Origin of the sequence: Buchnera aphidicola (Eriosoma lanigerum), assembly GCF_964059125.1 — a bacterium.
GTDB classification, from domain to species: Bacteria; Pseudomonadota; Gammaproteobacteria; order Enterobacterales; family Enterobacteriaceae; genus Buchnera_D; species Buchnera_D aphidicola_C.
Map to the genome: position 1 here is coordinate 385,680 of NZ_OZ060395.1, position 23,739 is coordinate 409,418.

Sequence of the window (23,739 nt, forward strand, 5' to 3'; positions counted from 1 at the left end):
AAAAAAAAAATAATATTAATTACTACTAATTATTAATAAATAATAAATAAATTGAAATACAAAATTGATAATAATAATATTTAAAAATTTATTATTTATTTATAATTATTTATATATTCTTATTTTTATTTTAATAAAAGACATAAAAATATAATTTAAGTTTAATAATTAATAAAATTAATTACTTATAATGTTTTTTATACAATGAATTATTTATAAATTATTTTTTTTAATAAAAATATATACAGCTAATAAAATTGATTATTTATAAATAATTTAATATAAATTATTATTTATTTAAATTAATTATAGTTCTTAAGATAATATCTCAATACCATAAAATTTAATAATACATAAAAATTAATTCAACAATAAGTGAAAGAATATTTCTTATAAAAAAAATTTTTATAAAATTAAAAATATATATTTAAAAATATGTAACATTCATACTAAATATTAATTAAAAAATAAAAAAGAAATAATTTTAATAAATTATTGATTAATTTACACTAGAATAAAAAATAATGTATGTATTTTATTTCTATTTAAAATTAAAGTATATATTATTTAAATACAATTTATTCTACAAGTTCTATATATCATATTAATAAATTATATTTTTACATAAAAATATAATAATTAATATTATTCTATCAAGATATAAAAAATAAATAATATTTAAAATAATCTTGCAATGAATATTTAATAAAATAATTTAAAATAAAATAAAAGTTTCATTTTACTGTTTTATTTATTTATATATAATATATTCATTTAATTTTTAACATTTCATAAAATTCATAATATATTCTCATAAAAAATCATATTATATTAACACTATTAAAAAAATATAAATAATTATAATTAAAATATTAAATTATTTATAAATATTTTACTGTATGATACTTGTTTAAAAAATAAAATAGATTATTATATTAATAATAAAAAAAATTTATTCTATTCTTTTATAAATTTTTAATAATATAAAATATATAAAAATATAATTAAGTAAAAAATGAATTTTTATATACATATATTTAAATATAATTATATTATGAATAATAAATAATATATTTATATAACTAAAAAATAAAAATATTTTTTTTAAATATATAACTAGATTTAATTAATTAATATTAAACATAATCTATATAAAAATTAAATAATTCTTATAACTGATAAAAAAATTTTTATAAATTTAATACAATTTAAAATTATACAACAATTAAAATTTTTTATTAATAATTTTAATTTTTTATTCAATTTTATTTAATATTAACATTATTAATAATAATATATTTAAAAAAATATATTAAGTGATTAATAATTAAGAAAAATATTATGTAATTAAACATTGATTTATAAACATAATATATACATATTATTTATATATACAAACTATTACATTATTTGTTAATAATATAATTAAAATTGAATACATTAGATTATATTCTTTTTATTTAATCTATTTTATAAAATAAATAACATATACAAAATTAAAAATTTCAGGAATATAAATTATGAATGTCATAAATTTTAAAAATGCTTATTTGTCATTGAATACATTAATAATACTTAACAATGCAGAACTTAAAGTTAAAAAAAAAGAAAGAATTTGTTTAACTGGAAAAAATGGTGTTGGAAAATCCACATTATTAGAAGTCATTTCTAAACGTAAACAATTAGATCAGGGAATCATTAATTATAGAAATGAATTAAGTATCTCTTATCTGCAACAAAACATAAAAATTAATTTACAACAAACTATATATAATTATATTTCTACTTACAATAATACTAAAGATAATTTTAAAAATCAAAATATAATAAATCATATTAATAAATTAAATATAAAAAAAAATATAATTCTAAATAATAAATTATTAACGAATAATAATTTTGAATCTAATATATTTAATACAAAATATAAAATTGACAAAATAATAAATGAATTAAATTTAAATAAATATGAAAAATTATCTAATTTATCAAGAGGTAACTTACAAAAAATTAAATTAGCAAAAGTTATATTAAATAATCCGGATTTATTATTACTAGATGAACCTACTAATCATTTAGATCTACAGACAATAATATGGTTAGAAAATTTTTGTAAAAATTTTTCTGGAAGTATATTATTTATTTCTCATGATCGCATTTTCATTGAAAATATTGCTACTAGAATTGTTAATTTAGAACATGGAAAAATTCTTGAATTTTTTAAAAATTATAATCATTTTATTGAATTTAAAAATAATGATTCGAAAATAAATATAACACAAAATAAAAAATTTAAAAAAAAATTAGATCAAGAACAGAAATGGTTAAAACAAAGTGTAAAAGCAAGATGTAGAAGAAATGAAGGAAGAGTTAAAAAATTTAAAGTAAATCAAAATATTTATATTAATAACAATCGTAATGAAAACACATGTAATATTAATATTAATTATTCTTCATATAATAAAAAAATCATTTGTAAAATAAGAAATATTACCCTTTCTATAAATCAAAAAAATATCTTTAATAATTTTTCAGATACGATTATTAATGGTGATAAAATTGCATTAATTGGAAACAATGGATCCGGTAAAAGCACTATGATAAAAACTATTCTAGGTCAATTAATTCCAAATACAGGAACAATTAAATTAAGTGCAAATTTAAATATTGCTTATTTTGATCAAGAATGTTCCATGTTAAATATGAATCAAACTATTTTAGAAAATTTAACATATGGAAAATACGAAATTATGTTTAATGGTAAACAAAAAGGAATAATAAGTTATTTACAAGATTTTCTTTTTTCTAAGAATCAAATTCTTTCTCCAATTAATAAACTATCTGGAGGTGAAAAAAGTAGGTTATTACTTGCTAAAATTTTTTTAATGCCTAGTAATTTATTAATTTTAGACGAACCAACAAACAATTTAGATATAGAAACGATGAAATTATTAGAAAATGCTATTATTAATTATCCAGGAACAGTAATATTAGTGAGTCACGATAGAAAATTTATTAATAATATAGTTTCCAAATGTTGGTATTTAAATAATAAAGGAAATATTTACACACATATTGGGGGATATTCTGAATTTTTATATCATAAATTTAATAAAAACAATTTAAATTATACATCCAAAAAATTAAAAAATAATATCAATTTAAATCCATCAATTTTAAAAAAAAATATAAAATTAAGTTATCATTTACAAAAAGAACTTAATAATTTCCCTTCTAATATAGAAAAATTAGAAAATGAAATTTTTAATTTACAAACAATTATACAAGAAAAAAAATTTTTTATTCAAAATTCAAAAAATATATCTTTAAAAATAAAAGAACTAAATAATAAAGAAACAGAATTACAATCTGCATACGAAAAATGGAATCTTTTAGAAAAATTAAAAATAAATAAAAATTAATAATAATTAATAAGAAATTTAATATATTTACATTAATTATTATATATATTATATTAATAATATAATAAAAAATTTTATATTTCTATTATTTATAAAAGATATTAAATATATTTAATATTATCTTATAATAAATTTAAAAAAAAACATTTATTAAATTAATTAATTCAATATTTTATTTATTTTATTCAACTAATTTCATATTAATAATATAAAAATTTTAAAAATCTATATAAAAACATAATTTCCAGATTTCTAATTACAGAAAAATAAAATTTATATTACAAATAATGATAATTAATTTTTATTAATTCTATCTATCCATTAAAAAAAAATAAATAATTATTCATAAAATGTTATTATAGTGATAATATAATTACTATGTTTAAATAAATTTATAATTTCATATTTACTATTTGTGTTTAATTAAATAAATTTAATTAACATTAAAAATATACAATATAAATTTTATGTTTATAAATACAAAAATATAAATAATTAATATTTTTATCAATATTTTACATTATCAATAAAACTATAAATATTTATTGATTCTATTTTTATTTAATTTAATTTTTTTTATTTAAACAATTTTAAAAAACAAATAAATTTCATTTAATATTTCTAACATTAATAAATAATATACAACTATATAATTTAGTATATAATAAACCTTTAATTAACACTTCTTTATTTTACACTATATGATTATTGTTTCATATAAACATAATCTTTCTAAAAAAAGAAAAATTTTAGAATATAATTTTAATTAAAATATTTATATATTTTTTTAATATCGAAATAATAAATTATATATTTCAATAAAAAATATTATTTTTAAAATTTAATTAAATAAATAAGATATAAAAAGTTAATACATTTTTTTTTTTCAATTTTTCAGAAAAATATATTTTATTAATTATTTTATTAGAAATGATAAAAAAATCAATATAATAATTAAATTAATATAAATATACATTATTATATCATTAATAAAATACATATTTATTAAAATAAATAATTTATTTTTTAATCTTTGAGAAAAATATTAATTAAAATAATAAAAAAATAACAATTTCTTTTAATATATATATTTTAATAAAAATTAAATAATATTGTTTATATAAAAAATAATTTTTATACATATTTATTTACATTAAAATATTGTAATTAATATAATTTAATTAAAAAAATATATTTACATTAATAATCATTAATTTAATTATATATTTATTTTTCTTTGACATATAGAAGAACAACAATAATTAAAAATATGTGAACATTTTGTACATTGAATAAATAATAAATGACATTTAGAATAACTACAATTAACGTATGTATCACAAGGATTATTGCATTGTTGACAAAAAGATAAAATATCTTCAGAAATTTTTTCAGTTAATCTTGCATCAAATACAAAGTTTTTTCCTTTAAAATAAATTGGCAAATTTTTTTTTCTTGCTTCATTAACATATCCTATAATTCCATTTTTAATATGATAAATATGTTTAAATCCATGATATTTTAACCAAGCAGTAGATTTTTCACATCTAATTCCACCAGTACAATACAATATAATATTATTATTTCGATATGGTTCTAATTCTTTAACAATTATTTTTAATTGATCACGAAATCTACTTCTATTAATATTAATTGCTGTATCAAAATGACCTATGGCATATTCATAATTATTTCTCATGTCTACAAAAATAGATTTTCTTTCATTAAACATAACATTTACTAAATCTGCATTTAAATAAGTTCCAACAATATAAGGATTAAAATTTTTATCTTCAATTCCATCCGATACTAATTTATTTCGAACTTTAATCCTAAGAACCCAAAAAGAAAAATTATTATTATCAATAGATTCATTAATGATAATATTATTAAATTCATTAGAAAAATTTAATAATATATTTTTAAAGTAAGATGAAATATCTTTAGGAATGCTAATTTGAGCATTCACACCTTCTTTAGAAACATATACTCTACCTAATATATTTAAAGAATAAAATAAAATATATAAATTATTACGAAATAATAAAGGATTACGAATATAAAAATATTTATAAAAAGAAAGTGTTATTCTAGAAGTGTTATCATTTATCATTTTTTCTTGTAATTTATTATTAGAAGTAGTATTGAATAAATTGAACATAAATTCTATATCCTATTTCATTGAATTAAAATAATTATTAAATATAAATATTATTATTTATATATATACAATATTATTGTATAAAATTTATCTAATAACATTATATCTAAGTTCACTAATTATTATCTCTACATTTATAGAAATATCACAACATAAAAATATATTTAATTTAAATATAAAAATATATTTTATATATATAATAATAACTATAATTTTTTTAAGATATATTCTTTTTTTTGTAATTCTGATAATCGATTTTGTTCTTTTTTTATTATATGTTTTGGAGCCTTTTGTAAAAAATTAATATTAGATAATTTTTTTTCAGAAATTAAGATTTGTTTTTTTAAAGAATCTAATTTAACAGTTAAATTTCGTGTAGTACGTATATCAATATTATTTTTAGAAAAATTATTATTTCCAACAATACATTCTACTCCAGAAATATATACTATTATACCAATAGGAAACATATCATTCTTATTTAAAATAACATAATCATCTATTTTAGATAATTTCATTAATAATTGACCATATTGATTTAAATATCTTTGTAATTCTGAATTAATATTTTTAATAAATAATTTTAATGATTTTATATGATTTACATATGTTGTCACTTTTATATTTCTTAATAAACTAACTGTTTCTTGAATCCAAATCATATCTTGTAATATAGATTTATCATCCCATTCAAAATTTTCTACATCTGGAAAATTCTGAATCATAATACTACAATTAATATTATTGTTTAGTACTTGCATTTGTTTCCAAATACTTTCAGTAATATATGGAATAATAGGATGTGCCACTCTCAATATTTTCTCTAAAACCCAGTATAACGTTAATTTTGTTCGTTTTTTATTTTCTTCTAAATAACTATTTAAAATAATTTTAGCAAATTCTAAATACCAATCACAAAATTTATTCCATACAAAATCATATAAAATGTTTGCTGCAATATCAAAACGATAGGTATCTAAAGCAATACGATATAATTGTATTGAACGATTTAACTCTAAACAAATCCATTTATCAGGTAAAGATAAATTATCTTTAAAATTAATTAAATTAATATTAATATCTTTAGTATAAATTAATACAAAACGACTAGCATTCCATAACTTATTACAAAAATTACGATAACTTATTAAACGACTATGATCCCAATTAATATCTTTATTAGGAGCAGATAAAGATGCAAATGTAAATCTTAAAGCATCTGCTCCGGATTCTATAATACCGTTAGGAAAAGATAATTTAGTTCGATTAGCTACTACATGTGATAATTCTGGTATAATTATATTTTCAGTCCGTTTCTTAATTAATTTGCTTAAACTAATACCATTAATCATATCTAGTGGATCTAAAACATTTCCTTTTGATTTAGACATTTTTTTTCCTGTTTCATCTCGAATCAATCCAGTGATTAATACTTTTTTAAAAGGAATATGACGTTGTCCATTTTTATCTTTAACTAAACACATAGTTAACATAATCATTCTAGATATCCAAAAAAAAATAATATCAAAACCAGTTACTATAATATCCGTAGGATGAAATTTTTGAATAAAAAAAGAATCATTAGGCCAACCTAAAGAACCAAAAGTCCATATACCTGAAGAAAACCATGTATCTAATACATCTTCTTCTTGAATTAATACTGTCTCTTGAGATAAATTATATTTAATTCTAATTTCTTTTTCATTATGACCAACAAAAATATTTTTATATTTATCTTTCCAAACAGGAATTTGATGTCCCCACCATAACTGACGAGAAATACACCAATCTTCAATATTTTTCATCCAATCAAAATAAATTTTTTCATATTTTTTCGGTATAAATTGAATATCACCATCTTTTACTGCTTGTATTGCTACTTTCGATAAGTCCTTAGTACGTAAATACCATTGATTAGTTAACATTGGTTCAATTATTGTACCACTACGATCTCCATACGGTAAGATTAATACTTCAGATTTTTTATTATTTAATAAATTCAATTTAATTAAATTATCAATAACACATTCTCTTGAAACATCACGACTTAATGCTTGTAATTCTCTTGGAACAAAAGAATTATATATGATAGATTGGTTTCCATATGAATCAAAAATTTGTAATTTATTTCTAATAGTTCCATTCAATGTAAAAATATTAATCATCGGTAAATTATGACGTACAGCTACATCATAATCCTTAAAATCATGAGCTGGAGTTATTTTAACACAACCCGTTCCTTTATTTGGATCAACCATCAAATCTGTAATAATAGGAATAGAACGATTAATTATTGGGACTAATACAGATAATCCAATATATTTTTTATATCTTACATCTTCTGGATGGACTGCAACAGCTACATCTCCTAATAATGTTTCTGGTCTAGTAGTCTCTACTAATAAAAAAAATTTTTTATCAACTAAATTATTTTTATTCAAAATTAAATATTTTATTTGATAAAGATAACCATGTACCTCTCGATGTTCTACTTCTAAATCTGAAATTACAGTTTTTAACTGTATATCCCAATTAGATATTTTTTTTCTTTGATAAATCAATTTTTTTTTATATAAACGAATAAATGCTTCTTTAACCGCAATCGACATACCTTTGTCTAAAGTAAATCTGGAACTATCCCAATCAACAGAATTACCTAATCGTTTCATTTGATTAGTGATAGAATGATTTAATTCTATTTTCCAATCCCATATTTTTTTTATAAATTCTTCTCTAGTATATTGTATTCTTTTTTTTCCTTCTTTTATCTCTAATTGTTTTTCTAATAATATTTGAGTAGCAATTCCAGCATGATCAGTACCTACTTTCCATAATGTATTTTTTCCTTTCATTCTTTGATACCGAACAATTATATCCATAATTGTTTGCTGAAAAGCATGTCCCATATGTAAATTTCCAGTAATATTTGGAGGTGGTATAACCATACAAAAATTTTTTCTATGTACATTAGAATTAGGTTTAAAAAAACCATTTTTTTCCCAAAAAGAATATAATTCTCTTTCAATATTTTTTGGATCATATTTTATTTTCATATTATTTTAATTTTCTTACTTGGTAAATAAATCATTCATAATAATAAAATTAAAATTAAATTTTTATATTAATAGAAATTTGATTATTCATGTATAATATTTAATATTAATTTTATTAGTAATGATGCAAGATTAGCTATTACAATTTTATTATTTTCTAATAAATACTCTAATACAACAACATTTAAACAAATTTGTTTATTATTATAAATACAATAAAATAAAAAATAGATATAATTATATACAAGTTATAAAATAATTCTAATATTAATTGAATGATCTATAATCAAATTTAAATTAAATTAATATTTATAAAAAAAATGTTGTTATATTTTATTATTAATATCACTAATATAAATTAATTAATAATTATTAGAACAACTTATATTATATATAAATCTAATTAATTGATCACTATATAAAATATATATAAAAACAATTAGTATTACTATATATATTGAAGCTAAAATAAAATTGCTTCAACCTAAATTCATATTGCATATAATAATATACTTTTAATATTAATACTTACTAGTATAAAAATTTTAATAAAAATGACACTTCATATATTAAAAAAAATATTTTACCTAAAAAAATAAAATATTTTAAAATTTATTTATTTATTTATTAATTAATGATGCTATTTTAAACAATTAAAATTTATAAATTATAATAGTAATATGTATATATTTAATTTATATGAAATACTTAATTGTGAAATTGAATAAAAAACTCACTATTAAATCAAATATAATTTTTTTAATATTAAAACTATATTTTAATTATTTTAATTTCTATGAATATTATAAAGATTCATAACTAATATAATAAAAATAAATCATGTAATTTTTCATTTCTGAGTAAAAATAAATACATATTACTTAATTATATTTTTTAGTACCATATTAATTGATATATTTTTTTATACAATATTAATAATTTGAAAAATGTGATAATAAATTTAAAATTTCAGTTTAACTTTACAGAATATATTAAAAATAAATTGAATAAACTATATACTCTAAAAAAAAAATCATAAAAATATATTAAATAAATAATTTTATCATATTTTAATTAACACATTCGTAGAAATAAATTCTAATTTTTATCAATAATAATAGTAATTTATAATATTTTATTATATATTCTCTAATATATATATAAATATATTTATACATATTAAAAAATAATTTTACTTTTTTTACATATATTATTATATTTTAAAAATTTTTTTTATTAAAATATATATTATATTTTATATTAATTAATAATACTATTAAAAAATATTAATAATAACTCTACAGAGTTATAAATTAAAATTTATTAAAATTCAAATTAAATTAATTAATAAAACTTGTGTTCATCTTTAAATCAGTTATATTATATATAAGTAAAATTTTATTTAATACTGTATAAAAATATTTTTTATTAATAAATCTACTAATAACATATCTGAAATTAATATTTTTTTAATAAAACACTACAAATAAAAAAAATAATATTAACAATATTTATATATAATTTTTTCGTTTAATAAATTGTAATACTGAAAATTAATCATCTATTCTAAATATAAAATATCAAATAAAAATAAATAAAATAATCATTTTACTTTATAATAAAGTGTATTATATATACATATATATGTATATAAAAAATTTATATGTATATTTTATATTAAATTTTCTACTATTTTCTATAAATATCAATTGAGTTATATCTATATAATATATTATTATAAATATATTACATATATACAAAATGATTATTTTTAATAAATAAAAAAAAATATATATATTATTAAAAAGATTTGTACATTATAAAAAAAAATAATTACACTATAATTAATACAATATACATATTCATTACCTATTTAAAAATTAGTTTTACAGTAAAGAAAAACAAAATATAATAAAAAAGATTATCTACAATCTTAAAATTAATAACAATCACATAATTTATAATATTTTTATATAAAAATATTATTTCAACATATAAAATATGTAATAGTAATTGTTATATAAATAATTAAATTATATATTAATTAATTTAGAGTATACAAATGAATAATTTATATAAAAAAAATTTATTAAGATTATTTGATTTAACGAAATTTGAAATTAATAATTTAATTAATTTCTCAAAAATTTTGAAAAATCAAAAAAAAGACAACAATGAAACACAATATTTAAAAAAAAAAAATATAGTATTAATTTTTGAAAAAGAATCAACAAGAACTAGATGTTCTTTTGAAGTTTCTGCATTTGATCAAGGAGCTCGAGTAACATATTTAGGACCAGGAAATACACATTTAGGAAATAAAGAATCTATTCAAGATACTGCACAAATACTTTGTAAATTATATGATGGTATTCAATATCGTGGACATGATCATAAAAATATAGAAATATTAGCAAAATATTCAAAAGTACCAGTATGGAATGGTTTAACTAATAGTTTTCACCCCACACAAGGGTTAGCTGATTTATTAACTATTCAAGAAATTATAAAAGAAAAAAAAGATTTTTCAGAAATTACATTGTCATATGTAGGAGATGCAAGAAATAATATGGGATCTACTATTATTGAAGCAGCTTCGATAATGGGTTTTAATTTAAGAATAGTGTCACCTAAAAAATATTGGCCAAAAAATAGTTTTCTGAATGTCTGTCAAAAAAAAATTGCAGAATATAAAAAATATATTTTATGTACTGAAGATATTAAAGAAGGAGTAAACAATGTAGATTTCATTTATACTGATGTTTGGATATCAATGGGAGAACCAAAAAATACATGGAAAGAAAAAATTGCATTATTAAAAAAATATCAGATTAATCACTCTATGTTAGAGTTGACTAATAATCCAAATATAAAAGTTTTACATTGTTTACCAGCTCTACATGATAATCAAACAGAAATAGGAAAAAAAATATTAAATACCTTTCAATTAAAAGATGGAATAGAAATTACTAATGAAATCTTCAAATTACATAATAATATAATTCTTCAACAAGCTGAAAACAGACTACATACAATAAAAGCATTAATTATATCTACATTACTACCAGAATAATTTGTATAGTAATAAATCTATTTTTATAACAAACGAACAATAAAAATTGATTAATTGATTATCTAAATAATTATATATATAAGTAATATATGAGTTATTTATAATAATAAACAAGCTTATAATAAAATAATTGATATAGATAAATTAAAAATCATTGAATTAATACTTATAATAATCAATAATTTATAATATATTATTCATGTAATATAATCAATAACTATTAATTTTAAAATTTTATTATTATCAATAAGAATGTTTTATTCTATATATTTAATATAGGTTATACAGTACTATTACTTTATAAATTTTATAAAATTGTAATAAAAATTAATGAAAATATATACATATAAATTTTAATAAAAGTAAATTATGGTACTAATCCATAAATGTACAAAACTCAGAATATAATAAAACATTTTATATCACATAAATCTAATAATATATAAATTAAAAAAAAAAAATAGGATTTTATATGTTTCATAATATATATACAAAAAATGCACCAGAACCTATAGGTCCATATTCTCAAGCTATACAAATAAATAATTATCTAATTACATCTGGACAAATACCAATAGATGCACAATCTAATCAAATTCCAGAAGATATTATAAAACAAACCTATCTTACATTATCTAATATTAAATCTATATTATTATCTTCTAATTTTGAAGTAAAAAATATTATTAAAACTACAATATATATAGTTAATATGGAAGATATAGATAAAATTAATACAGTATACAAAAAATTTTTTCTAGAAAATAATACAACATACTTTCCGGCAAGATCATGTATAGAAGTTCAATCTTTACCTAAAAAAGTTAAAATTGAAATCGAAGCAATAGCATATAAACATGATTAATTATTAATTTTATTAAGTGGTAGAAATTAAATTCTACCACACTAAAAAATATAAATAAAAATAAAAAATGTTTTTATATTTTGTAATTAAAATAATTACTCTTGATTTCTAGATGTATTAGTCATATTTGATTGATATACACGACGATCTGAAAAACGACGAATTATTGTACGATCTATTTTTTTTTTCATAGGTTTAGAAAAAACACGACGTTCTTTCAATTTTTCTTCATTAAAAATTTTCATATTAATTTGTTTGTTTAAAATACGAGTACGAGAAAAAGTTTTTAATAAATTATTAGATAAAGATTTAGGTAATTCAACAGTAGAATAAGAAGAAAAAACATTCACATGTCCAATATTACGACTACTAATATCTCCTTCATTGGCTATCGCACCCACTATATGTCTAACTTCTACTCCATCATTTCGACCAACTTCAATTTTATATACATCCATTTCTAAATAATCTTTACGATCTTTACGAACACGAAAATTTTTATTTTTATCTGTATAACGATTGGTTTCATCTATATAACGAATTTCTTGATTATATTGTTTTAAAAATAAATCGGATTTAATAATTAATGGTCTCTCACCTTGAGCCATTTTTAATAAAGCAGCAGCTAATTTTTCTATATTTAATTCATTTTCTGGCTGTATTTTAGGTAGTAAAGAACAATATTCATGTAAATCAGTACTATTTAATTGAATTTTTACTTTTTCAGAAAATTTTTTTAACCGACGCTCACTTAATAATTCTAAATTTGGTAATTTAATTTCTTGAATATTTATTTTTACAATTCTTTCAATATTACGTAATAAACGACGTTCTCTATTTTCTACAAACAATAAAGCTTTACCTGTTCTACCAGCTCTACCAGTACGACCAATACGATGTACATAAGATTCAGCATCCATAGGTATATCATAATTTATTACAAAACTAATTCTATCTACATCTAATCCTCTAGCTGCTACATCAGTAGCTATTAAAATATCTAAACGTCCGTCTTTTAATTTTTCTAATGTCTGTTCACGTAATGCTTGATTCATATCACCATTTAAAGCTGCACTATTATAACCATTTCGTTCTAAAGCTTCAGATACTTCTAAAGTAGCACTTTTTGTTCGAACAAAAATAATTGTTGCAGAAAAATCTTCAACTTCTAAAAATCTAATTAAACCATCTGTTTTTCTACCAGTTACTATCCAAAAGCTTTGTTTAATATTAGGTCTGGTTTTAATATTGGATTGAATCTTAATTTCTTTTGGATCTTTCATAAATCTACGAGAAATACGACGAATGACTTCAGGCATAGTAGCAGAAAACAAAGCCGTTTGATGGTTTTTAGGTATTTGATTCATAATTTCTTCAACATCTTCAATAAATCCCATTCTAAGCATTTCATCTGCTTCATCCAATACCAAACCTCGTAAATGAGATAAATTTAAAGTACCTCTTTTTAAATGATCTAATAAACGACCTGGTGTTCCAACTACAATTTGAGGACCTTTTTTTAAAGATTTAAGTTGTAATTCATATCTTTGACCTCCGTATAAAGCCAACACATGAATTCCAAAAATATGTTTAGAAAAATCGGAAAATGCCTCTGCTACTTGAACTGCTAATTCTCTAGTCGGTGCCAAAACTAAAATTTGAGGAAACTTTAAATTAATAGTAATATTATTCAGTAACGGTAAAGCAAAAGCAGCCGTTTTTCCACTTCCAGTTTGTGCCATACCTAATACATCTTTTCCTTCTAAAAGATGAGGAATACAAGTCTCTTGGATAGGAGATGGTTTAATATATCCCATTTCATTTAATGCTTGTATTATTGAAGGTTTTAATCCAAAAATAGAAAATGTAGTTTCAATATAAGTCATGTAGTACATGTGCCTCTTAAGTAACAAAAGCTAGTCTACATAACTTATTATGAAAATATTTAATTAGTATTATCATTAGAAAATGTCAACCAGCCCAAATTAAAAAATATAATGGATTCAAAATTTACTATATTTTCATCTCTCACACCAAAATTGTTTCTGGTAAAAAGTAATATTTTTATAAAAACATAATTATGTATTAATTAAAATTTATAACATACTTTATGTCGTAAAAAAAATTAAACTATAATATGATTTTTATGTTATCCATCACGAATGTGCTTAATTATTTATAAATTATAAATCTATAATATCAAAATATAAATTTAAAATAATTAATAACTATAATTTATAAATTTTTTTTAAAAAATATTTATATTTTTAAAAAAAATTCAAAATATATGTATATTTTCAATAAAATATATTTATACTGTTAAATATTTAATAAAAATTATTTTTCTTGTATTTCTTTCATACTTAAACGCAAACGACCTTGTCGATCTACTTCTAATACTTTTACTGATACTTTCTGATCAATTTTCAGATAATCTGTTACTTTTTCTACACGTTTATCAGCAATTTGAGAAATATGAACTAATCCTTCTTTACCTATTCCAATTGATACAAAAGCTCCAAAATCAACAATTCTAGTTACTTTTCCTAAATATATCTTCCCTACTTCTACTTCAGAAGTAATCTCTTTAACTCTACGAATAGCAATTTTTGCTTGTTCCTTAATTACTGCAGAAATTTTAACTATTCCAGTATCTTCTATTTCAATAGTTGTACCAGTTTCTTCAGTTAATAGACGAATAACCGATCCACCTTTACCAATTAAATCTTTAATTTTTTCTGGATTAATTTTAATAGTATAAATTCTTGGTGCAAATTCAGAAATGTCTCCTCTAGGATAATGTAATGCTTTTTCCATAACATTTAAAATATGTAGTCTAGCATATTTAGCTTGTACTAAAGCACATCTAATAATTTCACTAGTAATTCCTTCTATCTTCATATCCATCTGTAAACAAGTAATACCTGATTTACTTCCAGCTACTTTAAAATCCATATCACCTAAATGATCTTCATCTCCTAAAATATCTGATAAAATTATATAATGATCACCTTCTTTGATTAATCCCATAGCTATACCAGCAATAGAAGAAGAAATTGGTACTCCAGCATCCATTAATGCTAATGAAGCTCCACAAACTGATGCCATAGAAGAAGATCCATTAGATTCTGTAATTTCTGAAACAATTCTAATAGTATATGGAAAAATATCTATACTTGGCATTACTGATAACAAACTTCTCTTTGCTAATCTACCATGTCCTATTTCTCTTCTTTTAGGAGAACTAATCATACCAATTTCACCAACTGCATAAGGTGGAAAATTATAATGGAATAAAAAATTTTCTAATCGATCGCCAAATAATTCATCTACATTTTGAGCATCTCGAGAAGTTCCTAAAGTAACAGAAACTAAAGCTTGTGTTTCACCTCTGGTAAATAAAGAAGAACCATGTGTTCTTGGTAATACTCCTGTTCTTACATCCAAGGCACGAATCATATCGGGTTCTCTACCATCGATTCTTAATTTTCCATTTAATATTCTATTACGAACTATATTCCTTTCAATTTCATAAAAAATATCATCAATTTCCCAATCATTCGAAATGAAATGTTCATCAAATAAAGTAGAAATTACTTCTTCTTTAATCAAATTAAGTTCATCATGCCTATTTTTTTTTTCAATAATTTGATATGCATTACTAATTCGATATTCTGACAATGATGCAACACGAAAAAACAAAATTGGATTATAAGATTTATGAGTAATTTCCCAAATTTTTGGTTCAACTTCATTAGTTAAAGATATAATATTATCGATAATTACCTGCTGAGCTTTATGTCCAAAAACAATAGCATTTAATATTTCTTCTTCATTTAATATATCAGATTCTGATTCAACCATGAGAACAGCATTTTTAGTTCCTGATACAATTAAATCTAATTTACTATCTTTCATATCATCATTAGAAGGATTTAAAACATATTGGTTATGTATATATCCTACTCTTGATGCAGCTATAGGACCACGAAATGGCAATCCAGAAATCGATAATGCTGCTGACGCTCCAATGATCGCTACAATATCTGGATTAACTTTAGGATTAAAAGAAACAACTGTAGCTATTATTTGAACATTATTAGTAAAATGTTTAGGAAAAAGTGGTCTTATAGGTCTATCAATTAGTCTTCCTATCAATATTTCATTTTCACTAGGACGGCCTTCTCTACGAAAAAAACCTCCAGGAATTCTACCTGCAGAATAGGAACGTTCTTGATAATTAACAGTCAAAGGGAAATATTTTTGATTTGATGATACTTTCTTATCTGCTACAACTGTAACAAGAACAGCTGTATCATCCATACTAACCATGACAGCTGCAGTAGCCTGTCTTGCCAATATACCTGTTTCTATTGTAATAGTATGTCGACCATATTGAAATTTACGTACAATCGGATTTAGCAAAATTACATCCTTAAGATACAGTTAATTGTGTCACATATATGAAAAAATACCACTTGATTATAGTGAATATAATAAAATTTATTGATAATAAAACAATACATACATATATTTAATATAATACATTATAATACATATTATAATTTTATTATTTAATAATGAAAAAAAAATATTTTTAAATATATGTATTTATAATACTTAATTACCAATAATTACAATGATTTTTCAAAAAATATATATTTAAAAAACTATCTTCTTAAACTTAAATCATTAATTATATTAAAATATCTGGAAATATTATTTATTTTTAAATAATTTAACAATTTTCTACGTTTAGCTACCATTTGTAAAAGACCTCTTCTACCGCAATGATCTTTTTTATGCTGCATAAAATGTTTTTGTAAATGATTAATTTTATATGTTAGCAAAGAAATTTGTACTTCAGATACCCCAGTATCCATTTTATTTTTACCATATTTTTTAATTAAATCTTTTATTTTTGATTCTAGAAACATATTAGACCTCTTATATTCATTATTATATTAATCACATAAAAAAATAAATAATAATTAAAAATTATTATTTATAAACATATTGAAATTAATCTTATTGGAATGAGAAAATTATCTTGATTAATTTTCCCGATACCTATAAATAATTTAGTATGAATATTAATAATACGAACAGTTTTACGTGGAAATATATAGATACGACTTAATTTTATAGCTTGTCCTTGAATTATTTTTTTCGATTCATCTTCATTGAGATTGATTTTGGATAAATGAGAAATAGGACTATCAATAGGATATAATAGTTTTTTTATATATTTAGAATATATTAAATTATTCTCATGATAGTAAATTTTTAAATTATTTAATTTTTCAAGATTAACTAAATTAGTTAAATTATAAAATCCAACTTGTATACGACGTAAAAATACAACATGAGCACCACATCCTAACTCTTCTCCCAAATCATCTATAAGAGTACGAATATATGTTCCTTTAGAACAATATATTTCTAATTTTATAAATTTTTTATTATGTATAATATAGTTTAACTCATAGATTATAATTTTTCTAGTCTCTCGGTTGATTGTAATTCCTTCTCTAGCATATTTGTATAATGGAATACCTCTATATTTTATAGCTGAATACATTGAAGGTTGTTGATCTATATTACCAATAAATTTTTTTAAAATTAATTGCAACTGATAATTAGTGAAATTAATTTTTCTCTCTTTAATAATTTTTCCTTCTGCATCAGAAGTATCAGTTTTTATTCCTAATTTAGCTATTACTAAATAACGTTTATTCGAATTTAATAAATAATTAGAAAATTTTGTAGATTCACCAAAACAAATAGGTAATATACCAGTAGCTAATGGATCTAAAGCACCTGTATGTCCTACTTTTGATACTTGAAAAATATTTTTTACTTGTTTTACAACTTGCGCAGAAGATATTCCTTTAGGTTTATCTATTAATAAAACTCCATTAATGTGATACCTAAATTTCATAAATTTAAATTATATTCCTATGCTTAATTATTTTACAATTAGAATCTATTATTAATGCATGATTAATAATTTTACTAATAGCTATACCTTTTAAAAAAGAATCATCGTAAATAAAATTTAATACTGGTACTACTCGTAAATACAAATATTGACTCAATTTTTTTCTAATATAACTAGAAGCATGATTTAATATTTTAATTATATCTTTTACTTCTTTTTCTCTTAACAGACTAAAAAATACTTTAGCTAAAGAGCAATCTGCAGATACTAATACATCTAATATAGAAATATTTAAGCTTATTCTTGGATCATTAATATTTTTTTTTAAAATAAAAGCAATGCATTTTTTAATTTCTTGACCGATTTGAATTATTCTATAATTATTTTTTTTCAAATTATAATATCCTTGAACTTTAAATACTTAAAGAAACTATAATAATATTAAATTATACGCTTAATAGAAATTGTATTACTAACTTCTATAATGTCATTTATACGAATGTCATTATAATTTTTTACTCCTATTCCACATTCTAATCCATTTCTAACTTCATTTACGTCATCTTTAAAACGTCGTAATGACTCTAATTCACCTTCATATAGTACTATATGATTTCTCAATATTCTAATAGGTTTATTTTTTTTAATTATTCCTTCTATAACCATACATCCTGCAACATCTCCAAATTTAGGAGATTTAAATATATTTCGTACTTCTGCTAATCCTATAATTTCATGTTTATATTTAGGTTCTAACATACCAGACATTAGCTCTTTTACTTCACTAATTAAATTATATATTACAGAATAATAACGTAAATCTATATTTTCTAATATAACCATTTTACGAGCAGTATTATCTGCACGAACATTAAAACCCAAAATAATTGCTTTTGAAGCCGATGCTAATAATACGTCAGTCTCTGTAATTCCACCAACACCAGAACTAACTATTTTAATTAATATTTCTTTATTAGAAATATTCAATAATGAATCCGAAATAGCTTCTAATGAACCTTGAACATCTGTTTTTATTATAATATTTAATTCAGTATTATGTTTAGTAATAATATTACTAAACATATTTTCAATATTTGCTGTTCTTTGAATAGATATTTTTGATGCTCGAAATTGATTTTTTCTATATATAGCCACTTCTCTAGCTTGTTTTTCATTTCTAACTACAGTCATCACGTTTCCAGCATTTGGAACTCCAGATAAACCTAATATTTGAACTGGAATTGATGGACCAGCTGTTGTTACATCTTTCCCTTTTTCATCTAATAAAGCTCTTACACGACCATATTCACATCCACATAATACAATATTACCTTTACTTAATTTACCTTCTTTTACTAATACTGTAGCAATTGGACCTCTTCTTTTATCTAAAGAAGATTCAATTACAACTCCAGAAGCCATTCCATCAGAACTAGAATACAATTCTAATAATTCAGCTTGTAATAAAATTGAATGTAATAAATCATTGATACCTTCTCCTGTCTTTGCAGAAATATGAACAAATATATTTTCACCACCCCAGTTTTCTGGAACAATTCCATATTTAGTCAATTGATTTTTAATTATTTCTGTATCAGATTCTTTTTTATCAATTTTATTAATTGCTACTATCACTGGAACTTTTGCTGCTTGAGCATGCTGAATAGCTTCAATAGTTTGAGGTTTTACACCATCGTCTGCAGCTACTACTAAGACTACTATATCAGTAGCATGCACTCCTCTAGCTCTCATAGCAGTGAAAGCTGAATGACCAGGAGTATCTAAAAATGTAATAATTCCATTTTTAGTTTTTACATGATATGCACCAATATGCTGTGTAATTCCACCTGATTCTTTAGAAACTACATTAGTTGAACGAATATAATCTAATAATGATGTTTTACCATGATCTACATGTCCCATAACAGTGACAATAGGAGCTCGATTTACTTGATGCATTAATCCTTGTTTTCGATCTTTCATGACAGTTTGTTCTAATTTATTTTCACAATATATAGTAACTTTATGACCCATTTCTTCTGCTATTAATTGTGCCATATCTTGTTCTAATATTTGATCAGAAGTAGCCACACCTCCTATAATATTCATAGTTTTAATTATTTCATTAGTCTTAACTGCCATTTTTTTAGCTAATTCTGATACTGTGATAGTTTCTCCAATAACTATGTTTCTATTAATGTTTTTAACTGGTTTTTGAAAACGTTGCTGTAATAATAAACAATTTTTGTTGTTTTTTTTACTGTACTTTATAAGATAATTTTTATCTTCTTGATCTATTTTACTTAAAACAAAATTATTATTTTTTTTTTGCTGTTTATGAATTTTATTCTTATAAATATTTTCCCGATACTTTTTTTCTAAATTATCATGTTTGTTTTCCTCTAAAACATTAACAAAACATTTTTTTTTAGATACAAACTCTTTTTTATTGTTATTTTCCATAACCCAATTTTTTAATTTATCATGTAATTTTTCTTTTTTTTCAACTATAGATCGAGAAAATATTTCAGATCTACGTTTTTTATCTTTTATTTTAGATTCTTTTACTGAATTATTTACAGACACATGATTAGATTCATTTTTTATAGAATTTTTAAACGAAAATTTATTTTTTTTATTCAATGAACCATTTACCTTTTGCATACATTGAGCAAGAGAATTAATTTCTTGTTTTTTAGTATTTAATATCAAATTATCATTCTCATATAATTTATTTGTATGAGAATTAATATTTATACTGTCTTCTATTTTATTTTTTAAATATACATGTTTTTTTCGAACTTCAACTGGAATGATTTTATGTTTACCATTAGCAGTAGAAATATTTAAAGTACTATGTTTTTTTCTTTGTAAGATAAATGTATTTAAATTAATTTTTGTATTAATGTTTAATTTTTTTAATAAAATAACTTTTTCATCATCAGTGATAAAATCAAGTTTTGTTTTTACTATACCTATTTCCGATAATTTTTCAATCAATTGATTTATAGGAATATTTATCGCTTCAGCAAGTAATTTTAAATTAACACGATCAATCATACTATAATTTTCCTATTATTTACATTCGTTATTAAACCAACAGATATTTCTTGCTTCCATAATTAATTCACCAGCTTGAACTACATTTAATTCTTTTATATCAATTAAATCATTGATACTTTGTTCAGCTAAATTTTCTAAAGTAAATATTTTTTTTTTTGATAATTCAAAAGCTACAGATTGTGTCATACCACGTAAATTTAATAAATGAGTATCAATTATTTCATGTTGTTCCATACTATTTTTGTTTTCTAGCTTAAAATGAATCAATGCATTTTTTGCTTTTTTACGAATATTTTTTACTGAAGCAACATCAAAACCTTTTATATTTAATAATTCTTCAAATGAAATATAAACTAATTCTTCTATTTTAGTGAATCCTTCATCAATTAAAATTTGAGCCAAAGTATCATTAATACATAGAGTATTTTTAAATAAACGAAAAATATTACTAGAATCTTTTTTATGTTTTATTCCTGATTCTTCTACTGTCATAACATTCAATTCCCATCCTGTTAATTGAGATGCTAAACGAACATTTTGTCCATTTCTTCCAATAGCTTGTGCTAAATTACTACTTTCTACAGCAATATCCATAGTATGAGAATCTTCATCAACAATAATAGAAGCAACTTCTGCTGGAGACATGGCATTAATTACAAATTGTGGATAATTTTCATCCCATAATACAACGTCAATTCTTTCTCCACATAATTCACTAGAAACCGCTTGTACTCTTGCTCCACGCATACCTACACATGCTCCTACTGGATCAATTCTTTTATCATTAGTTTTAACAGCTATTTTAGCACGGGAACCAGGATCTCTAGCTGTAGATTTAATTTCAATAACTTCTTCTCCTATTTCTGGAACTTCTATTCGAAACAATTCTATAAGCATTGCATCTTTTGATCTACTAACTAATAGTTGTGCTCCTCTAGATTCAGGTTGTACTGCATATAATACTCCTCTAATCCGATCTCCTGGTCTAAAATTTTCTCTAGGTAACATATCTTCACGCATAATTAAAGCTTCTGCATTGTTACCTAAATCTAAAATAATATTGTCTCGATTATTTTTTTTTACTATTCCAGCAACAATTTCACCTAATCGGAGACGGAATTGTGCAACAATCATAGCTCGTTCTGCTTCACGAACCTTTTGTACAATAACTTGTTTAGCTGTTTGAGTAGTAATTCTATCAAATACTACTGATGGTATTTTATCTTCAATATAATCATTAACTTGAATTATTTTATTTTCAAAACAAGCTGCTTCTACTGTAATTTCTTTTGTTGGTTGTGTCACTTCATGTACGACCAACCATCTTCTAAAAGTAGTAAAATACCCTGTTTTTCGATCAATACTCACTCGAATATCAATGTCTTTATCATATTTTTTTTTTGTTGCTGTAGCTAATGCTATTTCTAAAGCTTCAAAAATTTTTTCTCGAGGTAAAGATTTTTCATTAGCAACTGCTTCTGCAACAGCTAAGATTTCTTTATTCATCTTAATTAACCTTAATATATTTTTCAATAAACTATTAATTTAATATACTATTTTTATTTTTATTAATAATTTTAATTATATTATTTTTTTTAAAATCACCATTAATTAACAATTATATTTAAAATATAAATTTTTAAATAAAATATAACAAAATACATATGTATTTAGTTTAAAATTAATACAAAATATATAAGTGTATAATTAAATTAAATACTGTAATACAACTTACAATAAACATGTACTTATATTTATATCAATATAACAATATTACAACATTTAATGTAATTAATTATTAATATTTAATATTTATTAATAAAATTTTATTTATCCTATGTAGAAGTTTATAATTTCATAATTAAAAATTAATTTTTAATTGATAATATTTTAATAATTAACAAATGATTATTTTGTATAAATTTAAAAATAACATTTCAATGTTATATTGTAATAAATTTATATAATATTACATAAATAATAAAAAACCCCGATTAAATTCGGGGTTTTACATATTTGTCACCCTAAAAAAAAATATATAACAATTAATAAATTACAATAGCAATAAAAAATTGAATATATTATATATAGTGTTATATATTTTATATATATATATATTATTTGTTATATAAATAACAATTTAATTAGTAATAATATACAT

General features: G+C 20.5%; 12 protein-coding genes. 3 read left to right on the forward strand and 9 right to left on the reverse strand.

The window, feature by feature from the left end; translation table 11 throughout:
• Positions 1–1,520: 1,520 nt before the first annotated feature.
• Positions 1,521–3,422 carry an ATP-binding cassette domain-containing protein gene (locus AB4W75_RS01630; protein WP_367679239.1) on the forward strand — a complete coding sequence of 634 codons (1,902 nt, stop codon included), beginning with the start codon at positions 1,521–1,523 and terminating at the stop codon, positions 3,420–3,422.
• A gap of 1,219 nt (positions 3,423–4,641) precedes the next feature.
• On the opposite strand, the gene AB4W75_RS01635 is transcribed toward AB4W75_RS01630, so the two are convergent.
• Positions 4,642–5,583 (reverse strand): rhodanese-related sulfurtransferase, encoded by a 942-nt coding sequence (locus AB4W75_RS01635; protein WP_367679240.1) that lies wholly within the window; start codon positions 5,581–5,583, stop codon positions 4,642–4,644.
• Between the two features lie 206 nt (positions 5,584–5,789).
• Positions 5,790–8,636, reverse strand: a complete 2,847-nt coding sequence (locus tag AB4W75_RS01640; RefSeq protein WP_367679241.1) for a valine--tRNA ligase — start codon at positions 8,634–8,636, stop codon at positions 5,790–5,792.
• 2,062 nt (positions 8,637–10,698) lie between these two features.
• Here AB4W75_RS01640 and argF point away from each other — a divergent pair.
• Together argF and AB4W75_RS01650 are read left to right on the forward strand one after the other, a co-directional pair.
• Positions 10,699–11,709, forward strand: coding sequence for an ornithine carbamoyltransferase (gene argF / locus AB4W75_RS01645; RefSeq protein WP_367679242.1), 1,011 nt, complete (start codon positions 10,699–10,701; stop codon positions 11,707–11,709).
• Between the two features lie 472 nt (positions 11,710–12,181).
• Positions 12,182–12,574 (forward strand): RidA family protein, encoded by a 393-nt coding sequence (locus AB4W75_RS01650; RefSeq protein ID WP_367679243.1) that lies wholly within the window; start codon positions 12,182–12,184, stop codon positions 12,572–12,574.
• Between the two features lie 95 nt (positions 12,575–12,669).
• Here AB4W75_RS01650 and AB4W75_RS01655 read toward each other — a convergent pair whose 3' ends face one another.
• From AB4W75_RS01655 to nusA, 7 genes are all read right to left on the reverse strand, one after another.
• Positions 12,670–14,460, reverse strand: a complete 1,791-nt coding sequence (locus tag AB4W75_RS01655) for a DEAD/DEAH box helicase (RefSeq protein ID WP_367679675.1) — start codon at positions 14,458–14,460, stop codon at positions 12,670–12,672.
• 451 nt (positions 14,461–14,911) lie between these two features.
• Entirely contained in the window at positions 14,912–16,999 is a 2,088-nt protein-coding gene (gene pnp, locus AB4W75_RS01660; RefSeq protein WP_367679244.1) for a polyribonucleotide nucleotidyltransferase, read from the reverse strand.
• 245 nt (positions 17,000–17,244) lie between these two features.
• Positions 17,245–17,511, reverse strand: coding sequence for a 30S ribosomal protein S15 (rpsO, locus tag AB4W75_RS01665; RefSeq protein ID WP_367679245.1), 267 nt, complete (start codon positions 17,509–17,511; stop codon positions 17,245–17,247).
• Between the two features lie 68 nt (positions 17,512–17,579).
• Entirely contained in the window at positions 17,580–18,515 is a 936-nt protein-coding gene (truB, locus tag AB4W75_RS01670) for a tRNA pseudouridine(55) synthase TruB (protein WP_367679246.1), read from the reverse strand.
• Between the two features lie 4 nt (positions 18,516–18,519).
• Positions 18,520–18,909: a 30S ribosome-binding factor RbfA gene (gene rbfA / locus AB4W75_RS01675; protein WP_367679247.1), complete on the reverse strand. Its 390-nt coding sequence runs from the start codon at positions 18,907–18,909 to the stop codon at positions 18,520–18,522.
• 47 nt (positions 18,910–18,956) lie between these two features.
• Complete coding sequence (gene infB / locus AB4W75_RS01680; RefSeq protein ID WP_367679676.1) at positions 18,957–21,572, reverse strand: translation initiation factor IF-2; 2,616 nt, start codon at positions 21,570–21,572, stop codon at positions 18,957–18,959.
• Positions 21,573–21,590: 18 nt separating this feature from the next.
• Positions 21,591–23,084 (reverse strand): transcription termination factor NusA, encoded by a 1,494-nt coding sequence (gene nusA, locus AB4W75_RS01685; RefSeq protein WP_367679248.1) that lies wholly within the window; start codon positions 23,082–23,084, stop codon positions 21,591–21,593.
• Positions 23,085–23,739 lie beyond the last annotated feature (655 nt).